The sequence below is a fragment of the Amycolatopsis anabasis genome, from assembly GCF_009765355.1.
GTDB lineage: Bacteria > Actinomycetota > Actinomycetes > Mycobacteriales > Pseudonocardiaceae > Amycolatopsis > Amycolatopsis anabasis.
Map to the genome: position 1 here is coordinate 76,999 of NZ_VTHK01000035.1, position 18,501 is coordinate 95,499.

19 protein-coding genes are annotated in these 18,501 nt (G+C 71.1%); 11 read left to right on the forward strand and 8 right to left on the reverse strand.

Annotation, left to right across the window (positions count from 1 at the left end):
* Positions 1–9: 9 nt before the first annotated feature.
* From FXO23_RS34910 to cofC, 3 genes are all read right to left on the reverse strand, one after another.
* Positions 10–984 carry an NUDIX hydrolase gene (locus FXO23_RS34910; protein WP_246258210.1) on the reverse strand — a complete coding sequence of 325 codons (975 nt, stop codon included), beginning with the start codon at positions 982–984 and terminating at the stop codon, positions 10–12.
* Positions 981–3,248, reverse strand: coding sequence for an RNA degradosome polyphosphate kinase (locus FXO23_RS34915; RefSeq protein WP_158890220.1), 2,268 nt, complete (start codon positions 3,246–3,248; stop codon positions 981–983). The genes FXO23_RS34910 and FXO23_RS34915 overlap by 4 nt, the downstream gene beginning before the upstream one ends.
* 76 nt (positions 3,249–3,324) lie before the next feature.
* Positions 3,325–3,972, reverse strand: coding sequence for a 2-phospho-L-lactate guanylyltransferase (cofC, locus tag FXO23_RS34920; RefSeq protein ID WP_158890222.1), 648 nt, complete (start codon positions 3,970–3,972; stop codon positions 3,325–3,327).
* Between the two features lie 111 nt (positions 3,973–4,083).
* Here cofC and FXO23_RS34925 point away from each other — a divergent pair, with 111 nt between their 5' ends.
* The 3 genes from FXO23_RS34925 (at position 4,084) to FXO23_RS34935 (ending at position 6,486) form a co-directional block, all read left to right on the forward strand.
* On the forward strand, positions 4,084–4,797 hold the full coding sequence (locus tag FXO23_RS34925; RefSeq protein WP_158890224.1) for a lysophospholipid acyltransferase family protein: 714 nt from the start codon (positions 4,084–4,086) through the stop codon (positions 4,795–4,797).
* On the forward strand, positions 4,797–5,807 hold the full coding sequence (locus tag FXO23_RS34930; RefSeq protein ID WP_158890226.1) for an NAD(P)H-dependent glycerol-3-phosphate dehydrogenase: 1,011 nt from the start codon (positions 4,797–4,799) through the stop codon (positions 5,805–5,807). Before FXO23_RS34925 ends, FXO23_RS34930 begins: the two co-directional genes overlap by 1 nt.
* A 199-nt stretch (positions 5,808–6,006) precedes the next feature.
* Entirely contained in the window at positions 6,007–6,486 is a 480-nt protein-coding gene (locus tag FXO23_RS34935; RefSeq protein WP_158890228.1) for a cysteine dioxygenase, read from the forward strand.
* On the opposite strand, the gene FXO23_RS34940 is transcribed toward FXO23_RS34935, so the two are convergent.
* Both FXO23_RS34940 and FXO23_RS34945 read right to left on the reverse strand, forming a co-directional pair.
* Positions 6,483–6,851: a VOC family protein gene (locus FXO23_RS34940; protein WP_158890230.1), complete on the reverse strand. Its 369-nt coding sequence runs from the start codon at positions 6,849–6,851 to the stop codon at positions 6,483–6,485. The genes FXO23_RS34935 and FXO23_RS34940 overlap by 4 nt on opposite strands.
* Before the next feature lie 90 nt (positions 6,852–6,941).
* On the reverse strand, positions 6,942–7,601 hold the full coding sequence (locus FXO23_RS34945; protein ID WP_158890232.1) for a pyridoxamine 5'-phosphate oxidase family protein: 660 nt from the start codon (positions 7,599–7,601) through the stop codon (positions 6,942–6,944).
* A 92-nt stretch (positions 7,602–7,693) separates the two neighbouring features.
* Between FXO23_RS34945 and pdxR the strand changes: the two genes are divergently transcribed.
* A complete protein-coding gene (gene pdxR / locus FXO23_RS34950; RefSeq protein WP_158890286.1) occupies positions 7,694–9,079 on the forward strand; it encodes a MocR-like pyridoxine biosynthesis transcription factor PdxR in 1,386 nt (461 codons plus the stop codon).
* A gap of 6 nt (positions 9,080–9,085) precedes the next feature.
* Positions 9,086–10,183 (forward strand): D-alanine--D-alanine ligase family protein, encoded by a 1,098-nt coding sequence (locus FXO23_RS34955; protein ID WP_158890234.1) that lies wholly within the window; start codon positions 9,086–9,088, stop codon positions 10,181–10,183.
* A 78-nt stretch (positions 10,184–10,261) separates the two neighbouring features.
* Here FXO23_RS34955 and FXO23_RS34960 read toward each other — a convergent pair whose 3' ends face one another.
* Together FXO23_RS34960 and FXO23_RS34965 are read right to left on the reverse strand one after the other, a co-directional pair.
* Positions 10,262–10,825: a DUF3515 domain-containing protein gene (locus FXO23_RS34960; RefSeq protein WP_158890236.1), complete on the reverse strand. Its 564-nt coding sequence runs from the start codon at positions 10,823–10,825 to the stop codon at positions 10,262–10,264.
* Positions 10,826–10,844: 19 nt separating this feature from the next.
* Positions 10,845–11,078, reverse strand: coding sequence for an Lrp/AsnC family transcriptional regulator (locus tag FXO23_RS34965; RefSeq protein WP_158890238.1), 234 nt, complete (start codon positions 11,076–11,078; stop codon positions 10,845–10,847).
* 148 nt (positions 11,079–11,226) lie between these two features.
* On the opposite strand from FXO23_RS34965, the gene FXO23_RS34970 reads away from it, so the two are divergent.
* The 4 genes from FXO23_RS34970 to FXO23_RS34985 are packed head-to-tail and all read left to right on the forward strand — an operon-like array spanning position 11,227 to position 13,940.
* Positions 11,227–12,195 (forward strand): thiamine-phosphate kinase, encoded by a 969-nt coding sequence (locus FXO23_RS34970; protein WP_158890240.1) that lies wholly within the window; start codon positions 11,227–11,229, stop codon positions 12,193–12,195.
* An 18-nt stretch (positions 12,196–12,213) separates the two neighbouring features.
* Entirely contained in the window at positions 12,214–12,693 is a 480-nt protein-coding gene (locus tag FXO23_RS34975; RefSeq protein ID WP_158890242.1) for a GNAT family N-acetyltransferase, read from the forward strand.
* Positions 12,694–12,720: 27 nt separating this feature from the next.
* Entirely contained in the window at positions 12,721–13,251 is a 531-nt protein-coding gene (locus FXO23_RS34980; protein ID WP_158890244.1) for a gamma carbonic anhydrase family protein, read from the forward strand.
* Positions 13,252–13,262: 11 nt separating this feature from the next.
* The gene (locus tag FXO23_RS34985) at positions 13,263–13,940 is read left to right on the forward strand and encodes a uracil-DNA glycosylase (RefSeq protein ID WP_158890246.1); all 678 of its coding nucleotides are present in this window, start codon (positions 13,263–13,265) and stop codon (positions 13,938–13,940) included.
* 208 nt (positions 13,941–14,148) lie between these two features.
* Here FXO23_RS34985 and rpmB read toward each other — a convergent pair whose 3' ends face one another.
* The gene (gene rpmB / locus FXO23_RS34990; protein ID WP_158890248.1) at positions 14,149–14,340 is read right to left on the reverse strand and encodes a 50S ribosomal protein L28; all 192 of its coding nucleotides are present in this window, start codon (positions 14,338–14,340) and stop codon (positions 14,149–14,151) included.
* A 134-nt stretch (positions 14,341–14,474) separates the two neighbouring features.
* Here rpmB and FXO23_RS34995 point away from each other — a divergent pair, with 134 nt between their 5' ends.
* Together FXO23_RS34995 and recG are read left to right on the forward strand one after the other, a co-directional pair.
* Entirely contained in the window at positions 14,475–16,070 is a 1,596-nt protein-coding gene (locus FXO23_RS34995) for a DAK2 domain-containing protein (protein WP_158890250.1), read from the forward strand.
* Positions 16,071–16,075: 5 nt separating this feature from the next.
* A complete protein-coding gene (gene recG, locus FXO23_RS35000) occupies positions 16,076–18,229 on the forward strand; it encodes an ATP-dependent DNA helicase RecG (protein WP_158890252.1) in 2,154 nt (717 codons plus the stop codon).
* Positions 18,230–18,501 lie beyond the last annotated feature (272 nt).

The following is an 18,501-nucleotide window of genomic DNA, read 5'->3' on the forward strand; positions in this document are numbered from 1 at the left end:
AGCTCACACTCAGGATCGGGCGGGCTCCGGAGCCGGGAGCGCGGTGGCGAAATAGTCCGCGTCGACCAGCCGCGGACCGTCCCGATCGGTCGCCGGCCGGAACGAGAGCAGCCACAGCGAGCCCTTCTTGCACGCCACCTTGCCGTTCTTCGTCGCGGCCCCCGGCAACTCCACGCCGTCCCGGTCGGCGAGCTGGGCGACGATGTCCGGGATGACCGCGCCCTGACTGCAGATCAGCGGCGTGCCGCCATCGGTGACGATCGCGAGCAGCCGGGCCAGCCCGAGCACCGGATCCGCCCAGTACCCCTCCTCGGCCAGCAGGGGTTCGTGCCGGACCTCCCCGCCGAGATCCTCGGCGACGCCCTGCACGGTCTGGACGCACCGCAGGCGCGGGGCCGCGAGCACCCGGTCCGGACCGAACAGCCGGGTCAGCCGGCGCAACGCCTCGGCCTGCCGGAAACCGGCCTCGGCGAGCGGGCGCAGATCGTCGTCGGAGTTCCAGTCCTCGCGTTTACCGGCCTTGGCGTGCCGGACGAGCAGGATCGTGGTCAGCTCCGCGGGCAGGGCGCAGAACGTGCGCAGCACGTCCACATCGGCCGGATGGGTGAGCAGCGCCTCGGCCTCGGCCGGGGAAAGCCAACGCAGCGCGTCCACTTCGTCATTCGGCGTGAACTCGCCGCCGGTGGCCCGCGCGCTGAAGTAGTGCACGGCCTTGCCGACCGTGCCGCCCCCGCGCCGCGCGGGCACCGGGTAGCGGACCACGCGCAGGTGCCGCCCGAGCACGCAGGAGAAGCCGGTCTCCTCCCGGACTTCGCGGACGGCCGCGGCCTGGATGGTCTCGCCGCGGTCGACCTTGCCCTTGGGCAGGGACCAGTCGTCGTACCGCGGCCGGTGCACCACCGCGACCTCGAGGCCGCCTTCGCCCTGGCGCCACAGGGCCGCCCCGCCCGCCAGGATCTCGGGAATCGGAGGAGTACCGCTCACCCGCTCGCCCCGTGCCTTTCCACGAGCACGTGCTGGTGATCGCGCACCTCGGAGCCTTCCGCGGGCGAGGGCGCCCACTCACCGGTGGAGGTGAGCACCCAGCACCGGGTCCGCGGGTCGAGCGCGGAATCGAGCACCTCGTCCAGCTGCCCGGCGAGCTTCGGATCCTTCACCCGGACCAGCGCCTCGATCCGCCGGTCGAGGTTGCGGTGCATCATGTCCGCGCTGCCGATCCAGTACGAGTCGCCGCCGCGGAAGTGGAAGACCCGCGAGTGCTCCAGGAACCGGCCGAGGATCGAGCGCACCCGGATGTTGTCGCTGAGCCCGCGCACGCCCGGTTTGAGCGAGCAGATCCCGCGCACCACCACGTCAACCGGCACCCCGGCGCCGGACGCGTGGTACAGCGCGTCGATGATCTGCTCGTCCACCAGCGAATTGCACTTGACGCGGATCCCGGCCGGACGGCCCGCCCCGGCGTGCTCGATCTCTTCGGCGATGCAGCGCAGGATGCCGCGGCGGATGCCGTGCGGCGAGGTCAGGATGTTGCGGTAGGTGTCCTGACGGGAGTATCCGGTGAGCACGTTGAACAGATCGGTGAGATCCGCGCCGATCGTCGGGTCGGCGGTGAGCAGCCCCATGTCCTCGTACAGCCGGGCGGTCTTCGGGTTGTAGTTGCCGGTGCCGATGTGGCAGTAGCGCCGGATCATCGACCCCTCCTGGCGCACCACCATCGCCACCTTGCAGTGCGTCTTCAGCCCGACCAGCCCGTACACCACGTGCACCCCGGCCCGCTCCAGCGTCCGGGCCCAGGTGATGTTGGCCTGCTCGTCGAAGCGTGCCTTGATCTCGACCAGCGCGACGACCTGCTTCCCGGCTTCGGCCGCGTCGATCAGCGCGTCCACGATGGGCGAGTCGCCCGAGGTGCGGTACAGCGTCTGCTTGATCGCGAGCACCTTGTCGTCGGCCGCGGCCTGCTCCACGAACCGCTGCACGCTCGTGGAGAACGAGTCGTACGGGTGGTGGACCAGCACGTCCCCCTCGCGCAGGGTGGCGAACACGCTCTTGGGGGTCTCCCGCTCACCGAAGGCCGGATGGGTGGCGGGCACGAAAGGGGGGTACTTGAGTTCCTTGCGGTCCACACCGGACAGCTGGTGCAGGCAGGTCAGATCGAGCAGGCCGGGCACCTCGACCACGTCGTGCGGATCGACCTCGAGCTCCCGCAGCAGCAGTTCGAGCATGTGCTCGCTCATGTCCTGCGCGACCTCGAGCCGGACCGGCGGCCCGAAGCGGCGCTGGGCGAGTTCGCGTTCGAGCGCCTGCAGCAGGTCCTCGTCGCGGTCCTCCTCGACCTCGAAGTCGGCGTTGCGGGTCACCCGGAACGCGTGGTGCTCGGTGACCTCCATCCCGGTGAACAGCTCGCCGAGGTGGGCCGCGATCAGCTCCTCCAGCGGGAGGAAGGTGGCCTGCCGGTTGTCCCGCTGCTGTTCGACGCGGATCAGCCGGGGCACGTTGTTGGGCACCTTCACCCGGGCGAACCGTTCGGTGCCGCCCTCCGGGTCCCGGACGGTGACGGCCAGGTTGAGCGAAAGCCCGGAGATGTAGGGGAACGGGTGCGCCGGGTCGACCGCGAGCGGGGTGAGCACCGGGAAGATCTGCTCGCTGAAGTAGTTGGACAGGCGCAGCTTGTCCGGATCATCCAGATCGGACCAGCTCACGATCCGGATGCCCACTTCGGCCAGCGCGGGCCGCAGGTGCAGTTCGAACGCGCCGGTGTGCCGCTCGACCAGGTCCTGGTTGCGCTTGGCGATGTATTCCAGTTGCTCGCGCGGGGTGAGCCCGTCGGCGCTGCGGACCGAGAGGCCGGTCTCGTCGCGGCGCTTCAGCCCGGCGACCCGGACCATGTAGAACTCGTCCAAATTGGACGCGAAGATGGCGAGGAACTTCGCGCGCTCCAGCAGCGGCAGCGAGGTGTCCTCGGCGAGCGCGAGCACCCGGGCGTTGAAGTCCTGCCAGGACAGTTCGCGGTTGAAGTACCGGTCGTCCGGCAGCGACTCCCCAGGTGGGGGCGTGGCCACGGTCGCCGCGGGCGGAGCCGACGGCACGGCGTGGAACTCCTGGGTCGGCCGAGTCGCCGAACCACCTTCGGTGGCCCGGGAGTTCTGCCCGAGCCCGTTCCGGCGTGAGGTGACCGCCGCACGCCCGCGATCGGCGGGGGGCGGGGCCGTGGGTGGAGTGGTGCTCTCGTCGTCGCTCACGACCTCCATTGTTCCTCACCGACCGCCGGGATGCGCATACCGTGTGAGGCGGACCGGTTAATTCCCCCGGCCGGACCTGCGCAGGTCAACGGGCCAGACAACGATCTTCGACGAGTGCCGTCGTGTGCTTCCCGAGGCCGAGTGCGGCCGCGTGCGCGAGATCGTCGGCGGTGTCCACGTCCTCGCGCAGGGAGGGCACCTCGAGTTCGATCGGCCGCGCTCCCGATTCGGCGTGCGCGTAGGCGGAGCCGACGCCGAACCGCGGTTCGAGCGAGCCGCCCGCGGCGGACAGCAGCAGGGTCGTTCCGGTGCCCGGCCGGTCGGCGACGAACGCGCGGCGGCCGTCCGCGTCCCGCAGCGCGGCGTCCAGTTCGGCGGGCCGCAGCGCGGGCACGTCGGCTTGGAGCGCGCCGATCACCACGCTGGGATCGTCCGCGCGGAGCAGTTCGGCGCCGTGCCGGTACGCGGCGTTCAACCCGCCCCCGCCCGGCTGGCGGACGATCTCGACCTCCAGTTCGGCGAGCCCCGCAAGCGCTTGCGGGTCCACCGCCACCACCAGCACCCGGCGCACGCGGGCGGCCGCGCGTGCCGCGGCGAGGGTGTCCGCGGCGATCGCCAGCACGAGCGCGGCATGCGTGTCGTCGTCCGGCGCGCAGCCGAGCGCGCCCCGCAGCCGGGACTTGCCCACCTGCGGCGGCTTCAACGGAACGACCAGGTCAACCTCGGTGCCCACGCCTCCATCCTTCCCGAAATCGCCGCCGAGGGGGTGGAAGGCACCCTTGGTTTACCTTCGACGGGCCCGCGCGGCAGGATCACCGGGGGCAAAGCGAGTCGAGGAGGAGTTTTGGCCGGTCGTGAGAAGGGCGGTTTCTGGGTCGGAGTCGCCGCGGTGCTGTTCTACCCGTTGACCTGGATCGGCAGGCGTGACTACCGCCACGCGGAGCGGATTCCCCGCGCGGGCGGGGCGTTGCTGGTGCTCAACCACGTCTCGCACCTCGACCCGGCGGTGGACGCGGTGTTCGTGCACCGCAACAAGCGGGTGCCGCACTTCCTGGCCAAGGTCAGCGTCAACGAGGCGCCGATCTTCGGCAAGATCGCCAGCGGCGCCGGGACGATCCCGGTGTACCGCGGTTCGGCCGCCGCGGGGGACAGCCTGCGGGCGGCGCACCAGGCGCTGCGGGACGGCAAGATCGTGGTGATCTACCCGGAGGGCACCATCACCAAGGATCCGAAGGGCTGGCCCAAGCGGTCCTACACCGGCGCGGCGCGGCTGGCGCTGGAGAACGACGTGCCGGTCATCCCGATCGCGCGGTGGGGTTCGAACTTCATCCTGGACGGCTACGCGAAGAAGTTCCGGCCGTTCCCGCGCAAGAGCGTGGTGCACCTGGTCGGCGAGCCGATCGACCTCACCGATCTGAAGAAGAAGCAGCAGAGCAGCGCGGTGCTGCGCGAGACCACCGAACTGCTGATGGACCGGGTGACCGAGCTGCTGGCCGAGATCCGGGGCGAGCAGCCCCCGGCCAAGGACGAGCGCCCCAGCGCCAGGGACGACAAGTAATGGGCGTGCAGCGCGTGACCGTGCTCGGCGCGGGGTCCTGGGGCACCGCGTTCGCCAAGGTGCTCGCCGACGCGGGCCGGGACGTCACCGTCTGGGCGCGCCGGAGCGAGGTCGCCGAAGAGATCCGGGAGCGGCACGTCAATTCCGGTTACCTGCCCGAGGTGCGGCTGCCGGACCGGATCACCGCGACCGCGGATCCGGGCGAGGCGCTCGCCGGCGCCGAGGCCGTGGTGCTCGCGGTGCCGAGCCAGAGCCTGCGCGCGAACCTGACCGCCTGGCGCGGCCTGCTGCCGCGCGAGGCGATCCTGGTCAGCCTGGCCAAGGGCGTCGAACTGGGCACGCTCAAGCGGATGAGCGAGGTGATCGCCGAGATCGCCGGGGCGCCGGAGGGCGAGATCGTGGTGGTGACCGGGCCGAACCTGGCCCGCGAGATCGCCCACGGCCAGCCCGCGGCGGCCGTGGTCGCGTGCGCGGACCACGAGCGCGCGGTGGCGATCCAGACCGCGAGTTTCACCCGGTACTTCCGGCCGTACACCAACACCGACGTGGTCGGGTGCGAGCTGGGCGGCGCCTGCAAGAACGTGATCGCGCTGAGCTGCGGGATGGCCGCCGGGCTCGGGTTCGGCGCGAACACCATGGCGACCCTGATCACCCGCGGGCTGGCCGAGATGGCCCGGCTCGGGGCGAAACTGGGCGCCGATCCGCTGACCTTCGCCGGGCTGGCCGGGGTCGGCGACCTGGTGGCGACCTGTTCGTCACCGCTTTCGCGGAACCGGACGTTCGGCGAACGGCTCGGCCGGGGCGAAACCGTCGAAGAAGCCCAGCGCGCGGCGGGCGGGCAGGTGGCCGAGGGGGTGAAGTCCTGCTCGTCGATCCGGGAACTGGCCCGGACGCACGGGGTGGACATGCCGATCACCGACGCCATGCACCGGGTGTGCCACGAGGGTGGTGACCCGCGCCACCTCGGCGCGGAACTCCTGGGCCGCTCCCAGAAACACGAGTGGTCCTAGCAGTCCATTGGGTGGAACCGGTTGACGGTGGGCCGGGGTCCTGGTTCGGTGGGTGTCATGTTCACGCGCGAAGTGCCGTCTGTGCGGGGTCTCGTCGACTCTCGCTCGGCCTGTCGCGCGCTGTGTCCGTGTTGTCGGTGAACCCAGCCCGTTCCACCCGACCGACAGCTCACTTCTCAAGTCTTGAGGACACATCTTCATGTTCGCCGTTCCGGACAACACCGTTGCCCTGGCCGAAAGGCCCGTCCTGCGTCACCCGGTCCGCGTCGCGCTCGAATTCGCCGCCGACCGCGACCGCTGGCGCCACCTGCTGCGTTACGACCCCGACCAGCGGTTCTCCGCGCTCATCGACACCGATGGCGAGCAGGAGACCTGGTTGATGAGCTGGCTGCCGGGGCAGGAGACCGATCTGCACGACCACGCCTCGTCGACCGGGGCCTTCACCGTGGTCAGCGGCCTGCTGCGGGAGACCGTCGCCCGCCGCGCGCCGGACGGCCGCGCGGTGACCGAGCTGCACTCGCTGACCACCGGGCAGTCCCGCGTCTTCGGGCCCGGGTACGTGCACCAGGTCCGCAACGAGGGCCCGGACCCGGCGATCAGCGTGCACGTCTACCGCACCGGCGGCCGCGCGATGCGCCCGTACCACCTCGACCCCGTGGCCGGTCCGGTTCGCGACTAGGCGGAACCCCGGCCGATCGTCTCACGCAGGACGCAGAACTCGTTGCCCTCCGGGTCGCCGAGCACGGCCCAGCCGGTGCCGTCCGGCTCCCGGTGGTCGGCGACCAGGGTCGCGCCGAGTCCGAGGAGCCGGTCGACCTCCGCCTCCCGCGCCTGTTCGGGGCGCAGGCACACGTGCATCCGGTTCTTCCCGTTCTTCGGTTCGGGAACCCGCTGGAAGAAGAGGTTCAGCCCGCCCGGCAGCTCGATCACGGCTTCCTCGTGGTCGCATTCGGCGATCGGCTGCCCGGTGACCTGGCTCCAGAACCGCGCCAGCGCGAAGGTATCCGCGCAGTCGAAGGCGATGTTGTAGACGAATGAGCGCATGACGTGGAGCATGCCGTGCCGGACTTCCGCGCGGCCACCGGTTTACCGGGGCATCGTGAGTGTTCCGGCGGTTCTAACCGGCCCGAACACTCACGACCGCTTCAGCACGTGTTCCGGGACGGGCACGTCGCCGGGGAGGTAGCCGGCGGAAACGGGTTCGCCGTACACCGTGCGCACCGGGAGCACGCCCGCCCAGGCGGTGCCGTTCTCCACGTCCTCGGGATCGTCGACCGCGTCCCCGGCGCGGATCTTGACCGAAGCCTCGGCGAGATCCAGCGCGAGCACCGACACCGACGCGAACTCCTTCGCGTTGACTTCCCGGGCGTGCTCCCACGAACCGGGCGCCAGATGATCGGTGAGCACGTGCAGCGCGTGCATCTTCTCGTCCGCGTCGGTCACCGGGCGCGCCTGCCCGTGCACCACGGCGCTGCGGTAGTTCATCGAGTGGTTGTTGATCGAGCGCGCGTAGACGATCCCGTCCACCAGCGTCACCGTGACGCAGACGTCGATCCCGTTCGCGCCCGCCCGCATGCTTTGCGCGCCCGTGGAACCGTGGACGTACAGGGTGTCCCCGTCCCGGCCGTACCCGGTCGGCAGCACCACCGGCGAACCGTCGAGCACCAGCCCGAGGTGGCAGATGAGGGCCTCGTCGAGCACCTCGTACAGCGCCGCGCGGTCGGTCGCGGCGCGGTTCTTCTTGCGGGTCAGCGTGCTCCGCGGGGTGGGGGACAGGGGTGCGAGCGAAGTCATGGCTTCAGCGTGCAACAGCCCAGTGGCATGGTTAAATGGCCAATTAGCTTATGATCCAAAGGGCCACTTCGTCGATGAACCCGAGGTCGGACGTGTCCCACCCCGATACCGCGCTGCCGGTCACCCTCGACCGGGAATCCGGCGTGCCGCTCGCCGTCCAGCTCGCCGACGCGTTGCGCGAATCGGCGTCGACCGGGCACCTGCGCGGCGGCGACCGGCTGCCCTCGACCCGTGCGCTCGCCGACCGGCTCGGGGTGAGCCGCACGGTCACCTCGGCCGCCTACGAGCAACTGCACGCCGAAGGCTGGATCGCGGGCAGGCACGGCTCGGGCACCTACGTGACCACCTCGCCACCCGGTGACCGGCCCGCCCACGGCACCGTCTCCGGCGCGGACCTCGAGCCCGCCGAACGCCTCGACCTCACCCCCGGCACGCCGTGGGCGGAAGGTCTGGACCGGGCCGCCTGGCGCCGCGCGTGGCGGGCCGCCGCGGACACCCCGCCGCAGACCCGGGCGCACCGCGCGGGCCTGCCCGCCTACCGGGCGGCGATCGGCGAGCACCTGCTGCGGCATCGCGGCCTGGCCGTTGGAACCGATTCGGTGCTGGCCACCGGCGGCACCACGGCCGCGGTCGTGGAACTCGCGAGCGCGGTGTTCGCGCCGGGGGACGTGGTCGCCGTGGAGGAGCCCGGCTACCAGCGGGCGGTGCAGGCGTTCAGCTGCGCCGGGATCCGGGTCGTCGGGGCCGGGGTGGACGACCAGGGGATGCGCCCGGACGCGGTGCCGCGCGGTGCGCGGGCGGTGTACTGCTCGCCCGCCCACCAGTACCCGATGGGCAGCCGGATGAGCGCGTCGCGCCGGGTCGAGCTGATCGAGCGGGCGCGCGCGGAGGACATGCTGATCATCGAGGACGACTACGACGGTGAGCTGCGCTTCGACGTGGCACCGCTGCCACTGCTCGCCGCGCTCGCCCCGGACGTGGTCGTGCACCTGGGCACCACCAGCAAGATCCTCACCCCGACGCTGGGCGCCGGCTGGATGGTCGCGCCGCCCTCGGTGACCTCGGCCGTGCTGGACTACCGGGAGCGCACCGGCACCCGGCCCTCGCCCGCCGGGCAGCGGGTGCTGGTCGAACTGGCGCGGCACGGCGATCTCGGGCGGCACCTGCGCAAACTGCGCCGCGAGCTGTCCGAGCGCCGTTCGCTGCTGGTGTCCGCGTTGCGCGACGGCCACGTCCGGGTCACCGGCGACGACGCGGGCGCGCATCTCGTGGTGCGGTTCCGCTCGGCGGAGGTGGAGGCCGACCGGCTGGCCCGGGCCGCGGCCCTCGGCATCCGGCTCGACGGCCTGGCCAGGCATTTCGCCGGAACACCGAGCGCGTTCGGGGTCGCCATCGGCTACGCGGGGTGTTCCCGGGAGGCGCTGCACGGCTCGCTGGAAGCACTCGTCGAGCTGCTTCGTCAACAGCCGGTAGGGTGACCCGTCATGAGCACTCCCAAAACGCGAGTGGCAGTCGTGTTCGGCGGCCGGAGCACCGAGCACACGATCTCCTGCGTATCGGCGGGCAGCGTGCTGGCGAACCTGGACCGCGATCGGTTCGAGGTCGTCCCGATCGGCATCACCCCGCAAGGCGGCTGGGTGCTCGGCACCAGCGATCCGAAGGCGCTGGAGATCCGCGGCAGCGAACTGCCGTCGGTGACCGAGGGGAAGTCGCTCGTGCTCGCGGGCGATCCGACCAGCCGGCAGGTGGTTTCCCTGCAGCCCGGCCGGGAAGTCGAGGCGCTGTCCGCCGTGGACGTGGTGTTCCCGGTGCTGCACGGCGCTTTCGGTGAGGACGGCACCATCCAGGGCCTGCTCGAACTCGCCGGGATCCCGTACGTCGGGGCGGGTGTGCTCGCCAGCGCCACCGCGATGGACAAGGAGTACGCGAAGAAACTCCTTGCCGCGGAAGGACTTCCGGTCGGCAACTACGCGACCATCCGGCGTGGACAGTCTACTTTGGAGGAAGCGGACCGGGAGCGGCTCGGGCTGCCGGTGTTCGTCAAACCGGCCCGCGCCGGGTCGTCGATCGGGATCAGCAAGGTCACCGACTGGTCCGATCTGGACGCCGCGATCGCGCTGGCCCGCGAGACCGACCCCAAGGTGCTCGTCGAGGCGGCGGTCGTCGGCCGCGAGATCGAATGCGGCGTGCTGGAATTCCCGGACGGCCGCGTCGAGGCTTCGCTCCCGGCCGAGATCCGGGTACTCGACGAGGACGAGAGCGCCTGGTACGACTTCGAGACCAAGTACCTCGGCGAAGCGGCCGAACTCGACATCCCGGCGAAGCTGGACGACGTGGTCACCGAGCGGCTGCGCGCGATGGCGGTCAAGGCGTTCGGCGCGCTGGACGGTCAGGGGCTGGCCCGGGTCGACTTCTTCGTCGGCGCGGACGGCGAGCTGACGATCAACGAGGTCAACACGATGCCCGGCTTCACCTCGACCTCGGCCTACCCGAAGATGTGGACGGTCACCGGCGTCGACTACCCGACCCTGCTGTCCACCCTCATCGAGACCGCCATCGCCCGAGGCACCGGCCTCCGCTGACCCACGCTGGGTGGTGAGTGGCTAGGCCGGTTCTGACCGGTCAAACCCTCACGACCCCGGTTCGCCGGTCGGCCGGGGTCAGCCGAAGCGCAGGGGCTGGACGCCGAGGTTCTTGCTGATCGTCGCGGAAACGTCCTGCAGCGGCCCGGTCCCGGCGTTGTCCGGCACGGTCAGCGCGGCGTAGACCTCCCGGTCCACCACGTACCAGGTCGACGTGCCTTCGCCGGGAACCACCAGCCACTTCACCCCGTCGATCAGCCGCAGCGGGGAGGACGGGTTCAGCTCCGGCGGCCGGTCGAGGCCGCAGCGCAGCACGATCGGATTGGCGTCGCCCCAGGCCACCGTGGCCGGTGGGGCGGGGTTCGCCAGCTCCCGGCGCGCGAGCTTCGCGCCGTTCGACAGCAGTTCGGCGGGCAGCGCCCCGAGCAGCGTGGTGCACGCCGGGGCGCCCGCCTGCGGGGCGGGCACCGGCACCAGCGGCAGCGGTCCGCCCGCCTTGGGCGCGCTGTTGTCCGCGGAATCGGACGAGCCCGTGACGAGGCCGAATACGGCCACCGCGACGGCCAGTGCGACCGCGAGGGCCGCGGCGATGATGATCAGGGTCCGGGGCGGCGCGCCGGTTTCGGTTTCGGAGTCAGCCACCCGTCCACTACAGCACGCTTCAAAGATGGACGACCGGGCAGGTCAGCGTGCGCGTGATGCCCTCCACGTTCTGCACCTTCGCGACCACGAGCTGGCCCAGCTGGTCCACATTGTCCGCCGCGGCGCGCACGATCACGTCGTAGGGCCCGGTGACGTCCTCCGAACTGGTGACGCCGGGGATCCCGCTGATCTCGGCCGCCACCGCCGCCGCCTTACCGACCTCGGTCTGGATGAGGATGTATGCGTGGACCACGGCGCGCCCCTTCGTCTGGATCGATCGGATCGGTGTTCTATTCAGGTGGGAACGGTGCACAGCAACTTACCGCAGTACGGAAAAACATAGGCCATCCGACAATCGGGGGTCGAGCTGAAGTGCAGGTACGACAGGATGGAGGTGACGGGTGTCACCGCAGGGCAGACCCGACGAGGACACGGTTGCCGGTTTCGGGGAATTCGGGCTGATTCGCGCGATCACCGAGAACCGGAAACAACCGCGCAGCACCCTGCTCGGGCCGGGTGACGACGCTGCGGTGGTCGCGGCGCCGGACGGCCGGGTGGTCGCCACCAAGGACGTGCTCGTGCAGGGTGTGCACTTCCGGCTGGACTGGTCTACACCAGAGCACGTCGGGCGCAAGGCGATCGCGGTGAACCTCGCCGATCTCGCCGCGATGGGCGCGGCCCCCACCTCGGTCCTCATCGGATTGGCCTGCCCGGCCGACACCAAGGCGTCACTGATCACCGAACTCGTCGACGGGATGTGGGCCGAAGCGGGCCGGGTCGGCGTCGGCGTGGTCGGCGGTGACCTGGTGCGCGCCGATCAGCTCGTGGTGAGCATCACGGCGCTCGGCGATCTGCGCGGGCTGAACCCGGTGACCCGCTCGGGCGCGCGACCCGGGGACATCGTCGCGGTGTGCGGGAAGCTCGGCTGGGCCGCCGCGGGTCTGGCCGTGCTCGGCCGGGGATTCCGGTCGCCGGTCAGCGTGGTGAACGCGCAGCGGGTCCCCGAACCGCCGTACTCCGCGGGTCCGAGCGCCGCCGCGGCCGGGGCGACCTCGATGATCGACGTCTCGGACGGCCTGCTGGCCGATCTCGGGCACATCGCGGCGGCCTCCGAGGTCGGCATCGACGTGCACACCGACCGGATCCCGGTGCACCAGCGGCTCGTCGAGGTCGGGACCGCGCTCGGCGCCGATCCCCTGAAGTGGGTGCTCACCGGCGGCGAGGACCACGCGCTCGCCGCCACCTTCCCGCCGTTCGCGGACCTGCCCGAAGGCTGGGCCCGGATCGGTTCGGTGACCATGCCGGAATCCGGTGTCACCGTGGACGGCAAGCCGTATGCGGGAGAAAGCGGCTGGGAGCACTGGCGGTAACCGCTTAGGCTGCCGCGTATGGACATTCGCGTGGTGCCCTACGACGATCCGGACGCGGTGAAGCTGATCGCCGAGGTGCAGCAGGAATACGTGCTGCGCTACGGCGATCCCGACGAGACGCCGATCGACGTCGAGCAGTTCGCCGCGCCGCGGGGGCTGTTCGTGGTGGGCTACCTCGACGACGTCCCGGTCGCCTGCGGCGGCTGGCGCGCGCACGACGGCCCGGCCCCCGACTTCCGGCCCGGGGACGCCGAGCTGAAGCGGATGTACGTGGTGAAATCCGCGCGGGGCAAGGGTTTCGCCCGCGGGGTGCTGGCCGAACTGGAACGCACCGCGGTCGCCGCCGGGCGGATCCGGGCGGTGCTGGAGACCGGGACGAAACAGCCGGAGGCGCTCGCGCTGTACCGTTCTTCGGGCTACCACGAGATTCCGAAGTTCGGGTACTACAAGAACGAACCGGAAAGCCGCTGCTTCGCGAAGGACCTCAGCGCGGGCTGAGTTCGAGGCCTTTCCACAGGAGGATCCATGGCGATCTACGCGCTCGGCGACCTGGAGCCCAGCATCCACCCGGACGCATACGTGCATCCCGACGCGACCGTGATCGGGGACGTGCGGATCGCCGCGCACGCGTCGGTGTGGCCGCAGACCGTGCTGCGCGGGGACCACGGGTACATCGAGCTGGGCGAGCGGTCGAACATCCAGGACGGGTGCGTGGTGCACTGCACCCAGCGGCATCCGACGATCCTCGGGCCGTCGTCCGCGGTCGGGCATTCGGTGCACATCGAAGGCGCGACGATCGGCACCGGCTGCCTGATCGCGTCCGGTTCGGTGGTCCTCAACGGATCGGTGATCGAGGACGGCGGCATGGTCGGCGCGGGCGCGGTGCTGTCCTACGAAGCGCACGTCCCCGCCGGGCACATCGCGCTCGGCGTGCCCGCGAAAACCCGGCCGAACACGTCCTTCGGGCCGGACATGATCAAGACCGTGGTGGACGGCTACGTCGAGCGCGCCGTCCGATTCCGCACCGACCTCCGCCGCCTGGACGGGCAGGGCTAAAGTCACTGGGCGTGACAGGACGCCCCTTGCCCGAAGTTGTCGAAGCCGGATGGGCGGAAGCCCTCGCCCCCGTCGCCGCGCGGATCACCGCCATGGGGGAGTTCCTGCGCGCGGAGGTCGCGGCCGGGCGCACCTACCTTCCCTCGGGGGAGAACGTGCTGCGCGCCTTCCAGCAGCCGTTCGCGGACGTGCGCGTCCTGATCGTCGGCCAGGATCCGTACCCGACGCCCGGGCACCCGATCGGCCTCTCCTTCGCCGTGGCGCCGGACGTGCGGCCGCTGCCGAAGAGCCTGATCAACATCTTCCAGGAGTACCACGACGACCTGGGCCACCCGCTGCCGTCGAACGGCGACCTCACACCGTGGACCGAGCAGGGTGTGCTGCTGCTCAACCGGGCGCTCACCGTGCGGCCGCGGCAGCCGAACTCGCACCAGGGCAAGGGCTGGGAAGAGGTCACCGAACAGGCGATCAAGGCCCTCGCCGAGCGCGGCGGGCCGCTGGTCGCGATCCTGTGGGGCAGCAACGCGCGCCGCCTCAAGCCGCTGCTCGGCGGCGTGCCGTGCATCGAATCGGTGCACCCGAGCCCGATGTCGGCGCACAACGGCTTCTTCGGCTCCCGCCCGTTCAGCCGGACCAACCAGCTCCTCACCCAGCAGGGCGCCGCCCCCATCGACTGGAAACTCCCCTGACCGACGAGTCGTGAGTGTTTGGGCCGGTTAGAACCGGCCGGAACACTCACGACCCCCGGCACTCGGTTCCCTCGCTCCACCCGGCAACCCCCGGGGGTCCAGGGGGCTTGCCCCCTGGCTGGGGTCTGGGGGCTCGGCCCCCAGAAAACACCTGAAGCGCAAAAACGGCGAGCGCTCTCCGCGAGCACTCGCCGCCCTCAACCGCGCTTCAGCCGCGGACGACCTTGCCCGCCTTGATGCACGAGGTGCACACGTTCAGGCGCTTACGCTGGGACAGACCGACCTTGGCGTGCACGGTCTGGATGTTCGGGTTCCACCGGCGGTTGGTACGCCGGTGGGAGTGCGAGACCGACTTGCCGAAGCCGGGTCCCTTGCCACAGACGTCGCACACGGCAGCCACGTCGAACTCCTTTGGATCAGGGAAGACACATCACGGCCCGAAAGCTCCGGGCACTCGGAACATAGTAACTACTGCTTTCGAGGAGTGTCGCACCGGGTGGATACGGTGGGCGGAACCACGGAGGAGGTCAGCGGGTGCACGAGCTGGATGCGGCGGCGGTGACCACGTGGGCTTCGGCCTGCGTGCACAGCCTCGACGTGCTGCGCCCGGCGATCAACGGCATCAACGTCTACCCGGTCGCCGACTCCGACACCGGCTCCAACCTCCTGCACACCATGACCGGCGCCCGGGACGAGCTGGCGGCCGGGGCCGAGGGCGCCGGGGAGGCGCTCGGCCTGCTGGCCCGCGGGGCGGTCGCCGCGGCGCGCGGCAACTCCGGGGTGATCCTCTCCCAGGTCCTGCGCGGGCTCGCCGAGGCCGCGCAGGACGCGAAGACCCTCGACGGCCCCGCGCTCGCCGCGGCGCTCGTGCACGCCGACGTGGTGGCCACCGGCGCGGTCGCCCGGCCGGTGTCCGGCACCATCCTGACCGTGCTGCACGCGGCCGCCACCGCGGTCGGCGCGGGGAAGGGGAACCTCGGCGAGGTCGCCACGACCGCGGCCTCGGCGGCCGCCGAAGCCCTCGAGCACACCCCGCAGCAGCTGCCCGTGCTGGCCAGCGCCGGGGTGGTCGACGCCGGGGGCCGCGGCCTGGTCGCCGTGCTGGACGCGCTCGCCGGAGTGATCACCGGCACCGCGACCGAGCCTTCGCACTCCTGCGAGGCCGGGGTCGAGGTCACCCCGGTCGAAGGGATGCCCGCGCCCTACGCCTGGGAGGTCATGTACCTGCTCAGCGGCGCCGAGGAGCGGGCGCTGCCCGGCCTCCGGAAGGTGCTGAGCGGGCTCGGGGACAGCGTGACCGTGGCCGGGGACGGGGCCGGTGGGCACGCCGTCCACGTGCACTGCGCGGATATCGGCGCCGCCATCGAGGCCGGGATCGAGATCGGCCGCCCGCACCGGATCCGGGTCGAGCCGCTGATCACCCCGACGCCGCTGGAGCCCGCGGCCGCGGCCGATCGGACGGTCGTCGCCGTGGTGCACGGCGACGCGCTCGCCGAACTGCTGCGCGCGGAGGGGGTGGCCGTGCTCGCGGTCCCCGCCGGGGAGACGCCCAGCGTGGAGGAGATGCTCGGCCTGATCACCGAAACGGCCGCCGGCCAGGTCACCGTGCTGCCCGGCGGGGTGGAGCTGACCGCCGCCGCGGACGCCGCCGCGGGCCACGCGATGATCGGCGACCGGGATGTCGTGGTGATCCCGTGCGCCTCCCCGGTGCAGGTGCTCGCCGCGCTGGCCGTGCACGACAAGGACCGCCGCACCAACGACGACGTGGTGGCGATGGCCGAGGCGGCCGCGGCGACCCGGCGCGGGGAACTCCTTGTCGCGCAGGAGGATTCGATCACCTGGGTGGGCCGGGCGCACACCGGGGACGTGATCGGTCTGGTGGACGGCGAGGTGGTGCTCATCGAACCCGCCCCGGCATCGGAGACTAATCTGGTCGCCGCCGCGATGAACGTGTTGAACCGGATGCTGGCGGTCGGGGGTGAGCTGGTGACCGTGCTGACCGGGGTGGGGGCCCCGGCCGAAATCGACCACGACCTCGCCGAGCGGTTGCGCGTGGAGCATCCGGAGGTGGAGCTCACGAGCTATCCCAGCGGCCAGACCGACGCCGTGCTGCTGATCGGGGTGGAATAGAGGACATGGCTGTACTGCGCGACCCGCTGACTCCGGTGCTCGGCGCGAAATCGGCGAAGGCGCTGGCGGAGTCGCTGAAGATCGAGACGGTCGGCGATCTGCTGCGCCACTACCCCCGCCGGTACGCCGAGCGCGGCGAGCTGACCGATATCGCCGGGCTCGAGCTGGGCGAGCACGCCACCGTGATGGCCCGGGTCGAATCGGTCAGCAAGCGCACCATGCGCGCCCGCCGGGGCAGCATCCTCGAGGTCACCATCACCGACGGCTACCGGAAGCTGACCTGCGCTTTCTTCAACCAGGCCTGGCGGGCGAACGAGCTCAAGCCGGGGAAGACCGGGTTGTTCGCGGGCAAGGTGAACGCCTTCCGGCGCACGCTCCAGCTGCAGAACCCCGAGTACGAACTGATCGACGAGAACGCCGGTATGTCCACAGTGGACGAGTTCGCCGGGAAGATCATTCCGGTCTACCCGGCCGCCGCCGGGATGCCGTCCTGGTCGATCGGCCGGTGCGTGCAGCAGGTGCTGGACGTCCTGGACCGGGAGGACGAGCCGATGCCGCCCGAGCTGCTGGCGCGGCGCGGGCTGTCCGACCTCTTCGACGCGCTGCACAACATCCACCGCCCGGCGAGCTGGGAGTCGCTGGAGTTCGCCCGCGAACGCCTCAAATGGGACGAGGCGATGGCCGTGCAGCTGATCTTCGCCCAGCGCCGGTACTCCGCGGTGTCCCGGCCCGCCCCGGCCTGCCCGCCCAAGGCGGGCGGCATCCTGGAGGCGTTCGACGGGCGGCTGCCGTTCGAGCTCACCGCCGGGCAGCGCGAGGTCGGCGCGAAGATCGCCGCGGACCTCGCCGTCGAGCATCCGATGAACCGGCTGCTGCAGGGCGAGGTCGGCAGCGGGAAGACGGTCGTCGCGTTGCGGGCGATGCTCCAGGTGGTCGACTCCGGGCGGCAGGCGGCGCTGCTGGCGCCCACCGAGGTGCTGGCGGCGCAACATGCCCGGTCGCTGCGCGAGATGCTGGGGGAGCTCGGTCAGGCGGGTGAGCTTGGTGGCGCCGAGAACGCCACCAAGCTCACCCTGCTGACCGGGTCGATGCCGGCTAAAGAACGGCGCCAGGCCCTGCTGGACGCTGCCAGTGGCGCCGCCGGCATCGTGGTCGGCACGCACGCGCTGATACAGGATACGGTCTCTTTCGCCGATCTCGGTTTCGTTGTGGTTGACGAACAACACCGATTCGGCGTCGAACAGCGCGATGCCTTGCGTTCTCGCGGCCGGGACTTCACCAGCCCGCACGTCCTGGTGATGACGGCGACGCCGATTCCCCGCACGGTGGCGATGACCGTGTACGGCGACCTGGAGACCTCGTCGCTGCGCGAGATGCCGGTGGGCCGGTCGCCGATTTCCACGACCGTGGTGCCGGTCGCGGAGAAACCGGCCTGGCTGGACCGGGTGTGGCAGCGGATCGTCGAGGAGGTCGGCAAGGGGCACCAGGCGTACGTGGTGTGCCCGCGCATCGGTGACGAGCCCGCGAAGAACCAGGGTGACCAGCGACCGGCGCTCGCGGTGCTGGAGGTGGCGCCGGAACTGGAGGCCGGGCCGCTGTCCGGCTTGCGGGTCGGTGTCCTGCACGGCCGCCTGCCCAGCGACGAGAAGGACGCGGTGATGCGCGCCTTCGCCGACGCGAAACTCGACGTGCTGGTGGCCACCACGGTGATCGAGGTCGGCGTGAACGTGCCGAACGCCACCGCGATGGTGATCATGGACGCGGAGCGGTTCGGGGTGAGCCAGTTGCACCAGCTGCGCGGCCGGGTCGGGCGCGGTGACGTGCCCGGGATCTGCCTGCTGGTCACCGAGGCGCTGGACGGCACCGCGACCCGGGAGCGGCTCGCCGCGGTGGAGTCCACAACGGACGGTTTCGAACTGTCCCGGCTCGACCTGGAACTGCGGCGGGAAGGCGACATTCTGGGCGCGGCGCAGTCGGGCAAGCGGTCCGGGCTCAAGCTGCTTTCGCTGCTGCGGGACGAGGAACTGATCGCCGATGCGCGCGAGGTCGCGCAGGCGATCGTGGCCGAGGACCCCGCGCTGGGCACCCACCTCGGCCTCGCGCACATGGTGTCCGAGGTCGTGGACGCCGACCGCGCGGAGTACCTGGAGAAAACCTGATGTCGTGAGTGTTCCGGCCGGTTCTAACCGGCCTAGCCGCTCACGACCACGGTGTCCGGCAACCCCGGCCCGGATGGCGCGTTCGTACCGCGCCACCCCAAAGCGTGCGCTTTCGGGTACTCGGCGGCGCTTTCCCGCCAAAGTGCCGCCTCTCGCGGGCCGGGACGAGGTGCGCAAGCGGTCGCCGAGTTGGGTGGGTCGTGAGTGTTCAGGCGGTTATTGATGCGTAACTCAATTATGGCGTGGTCGTTGGTTATGGTGTGAAGGTGACT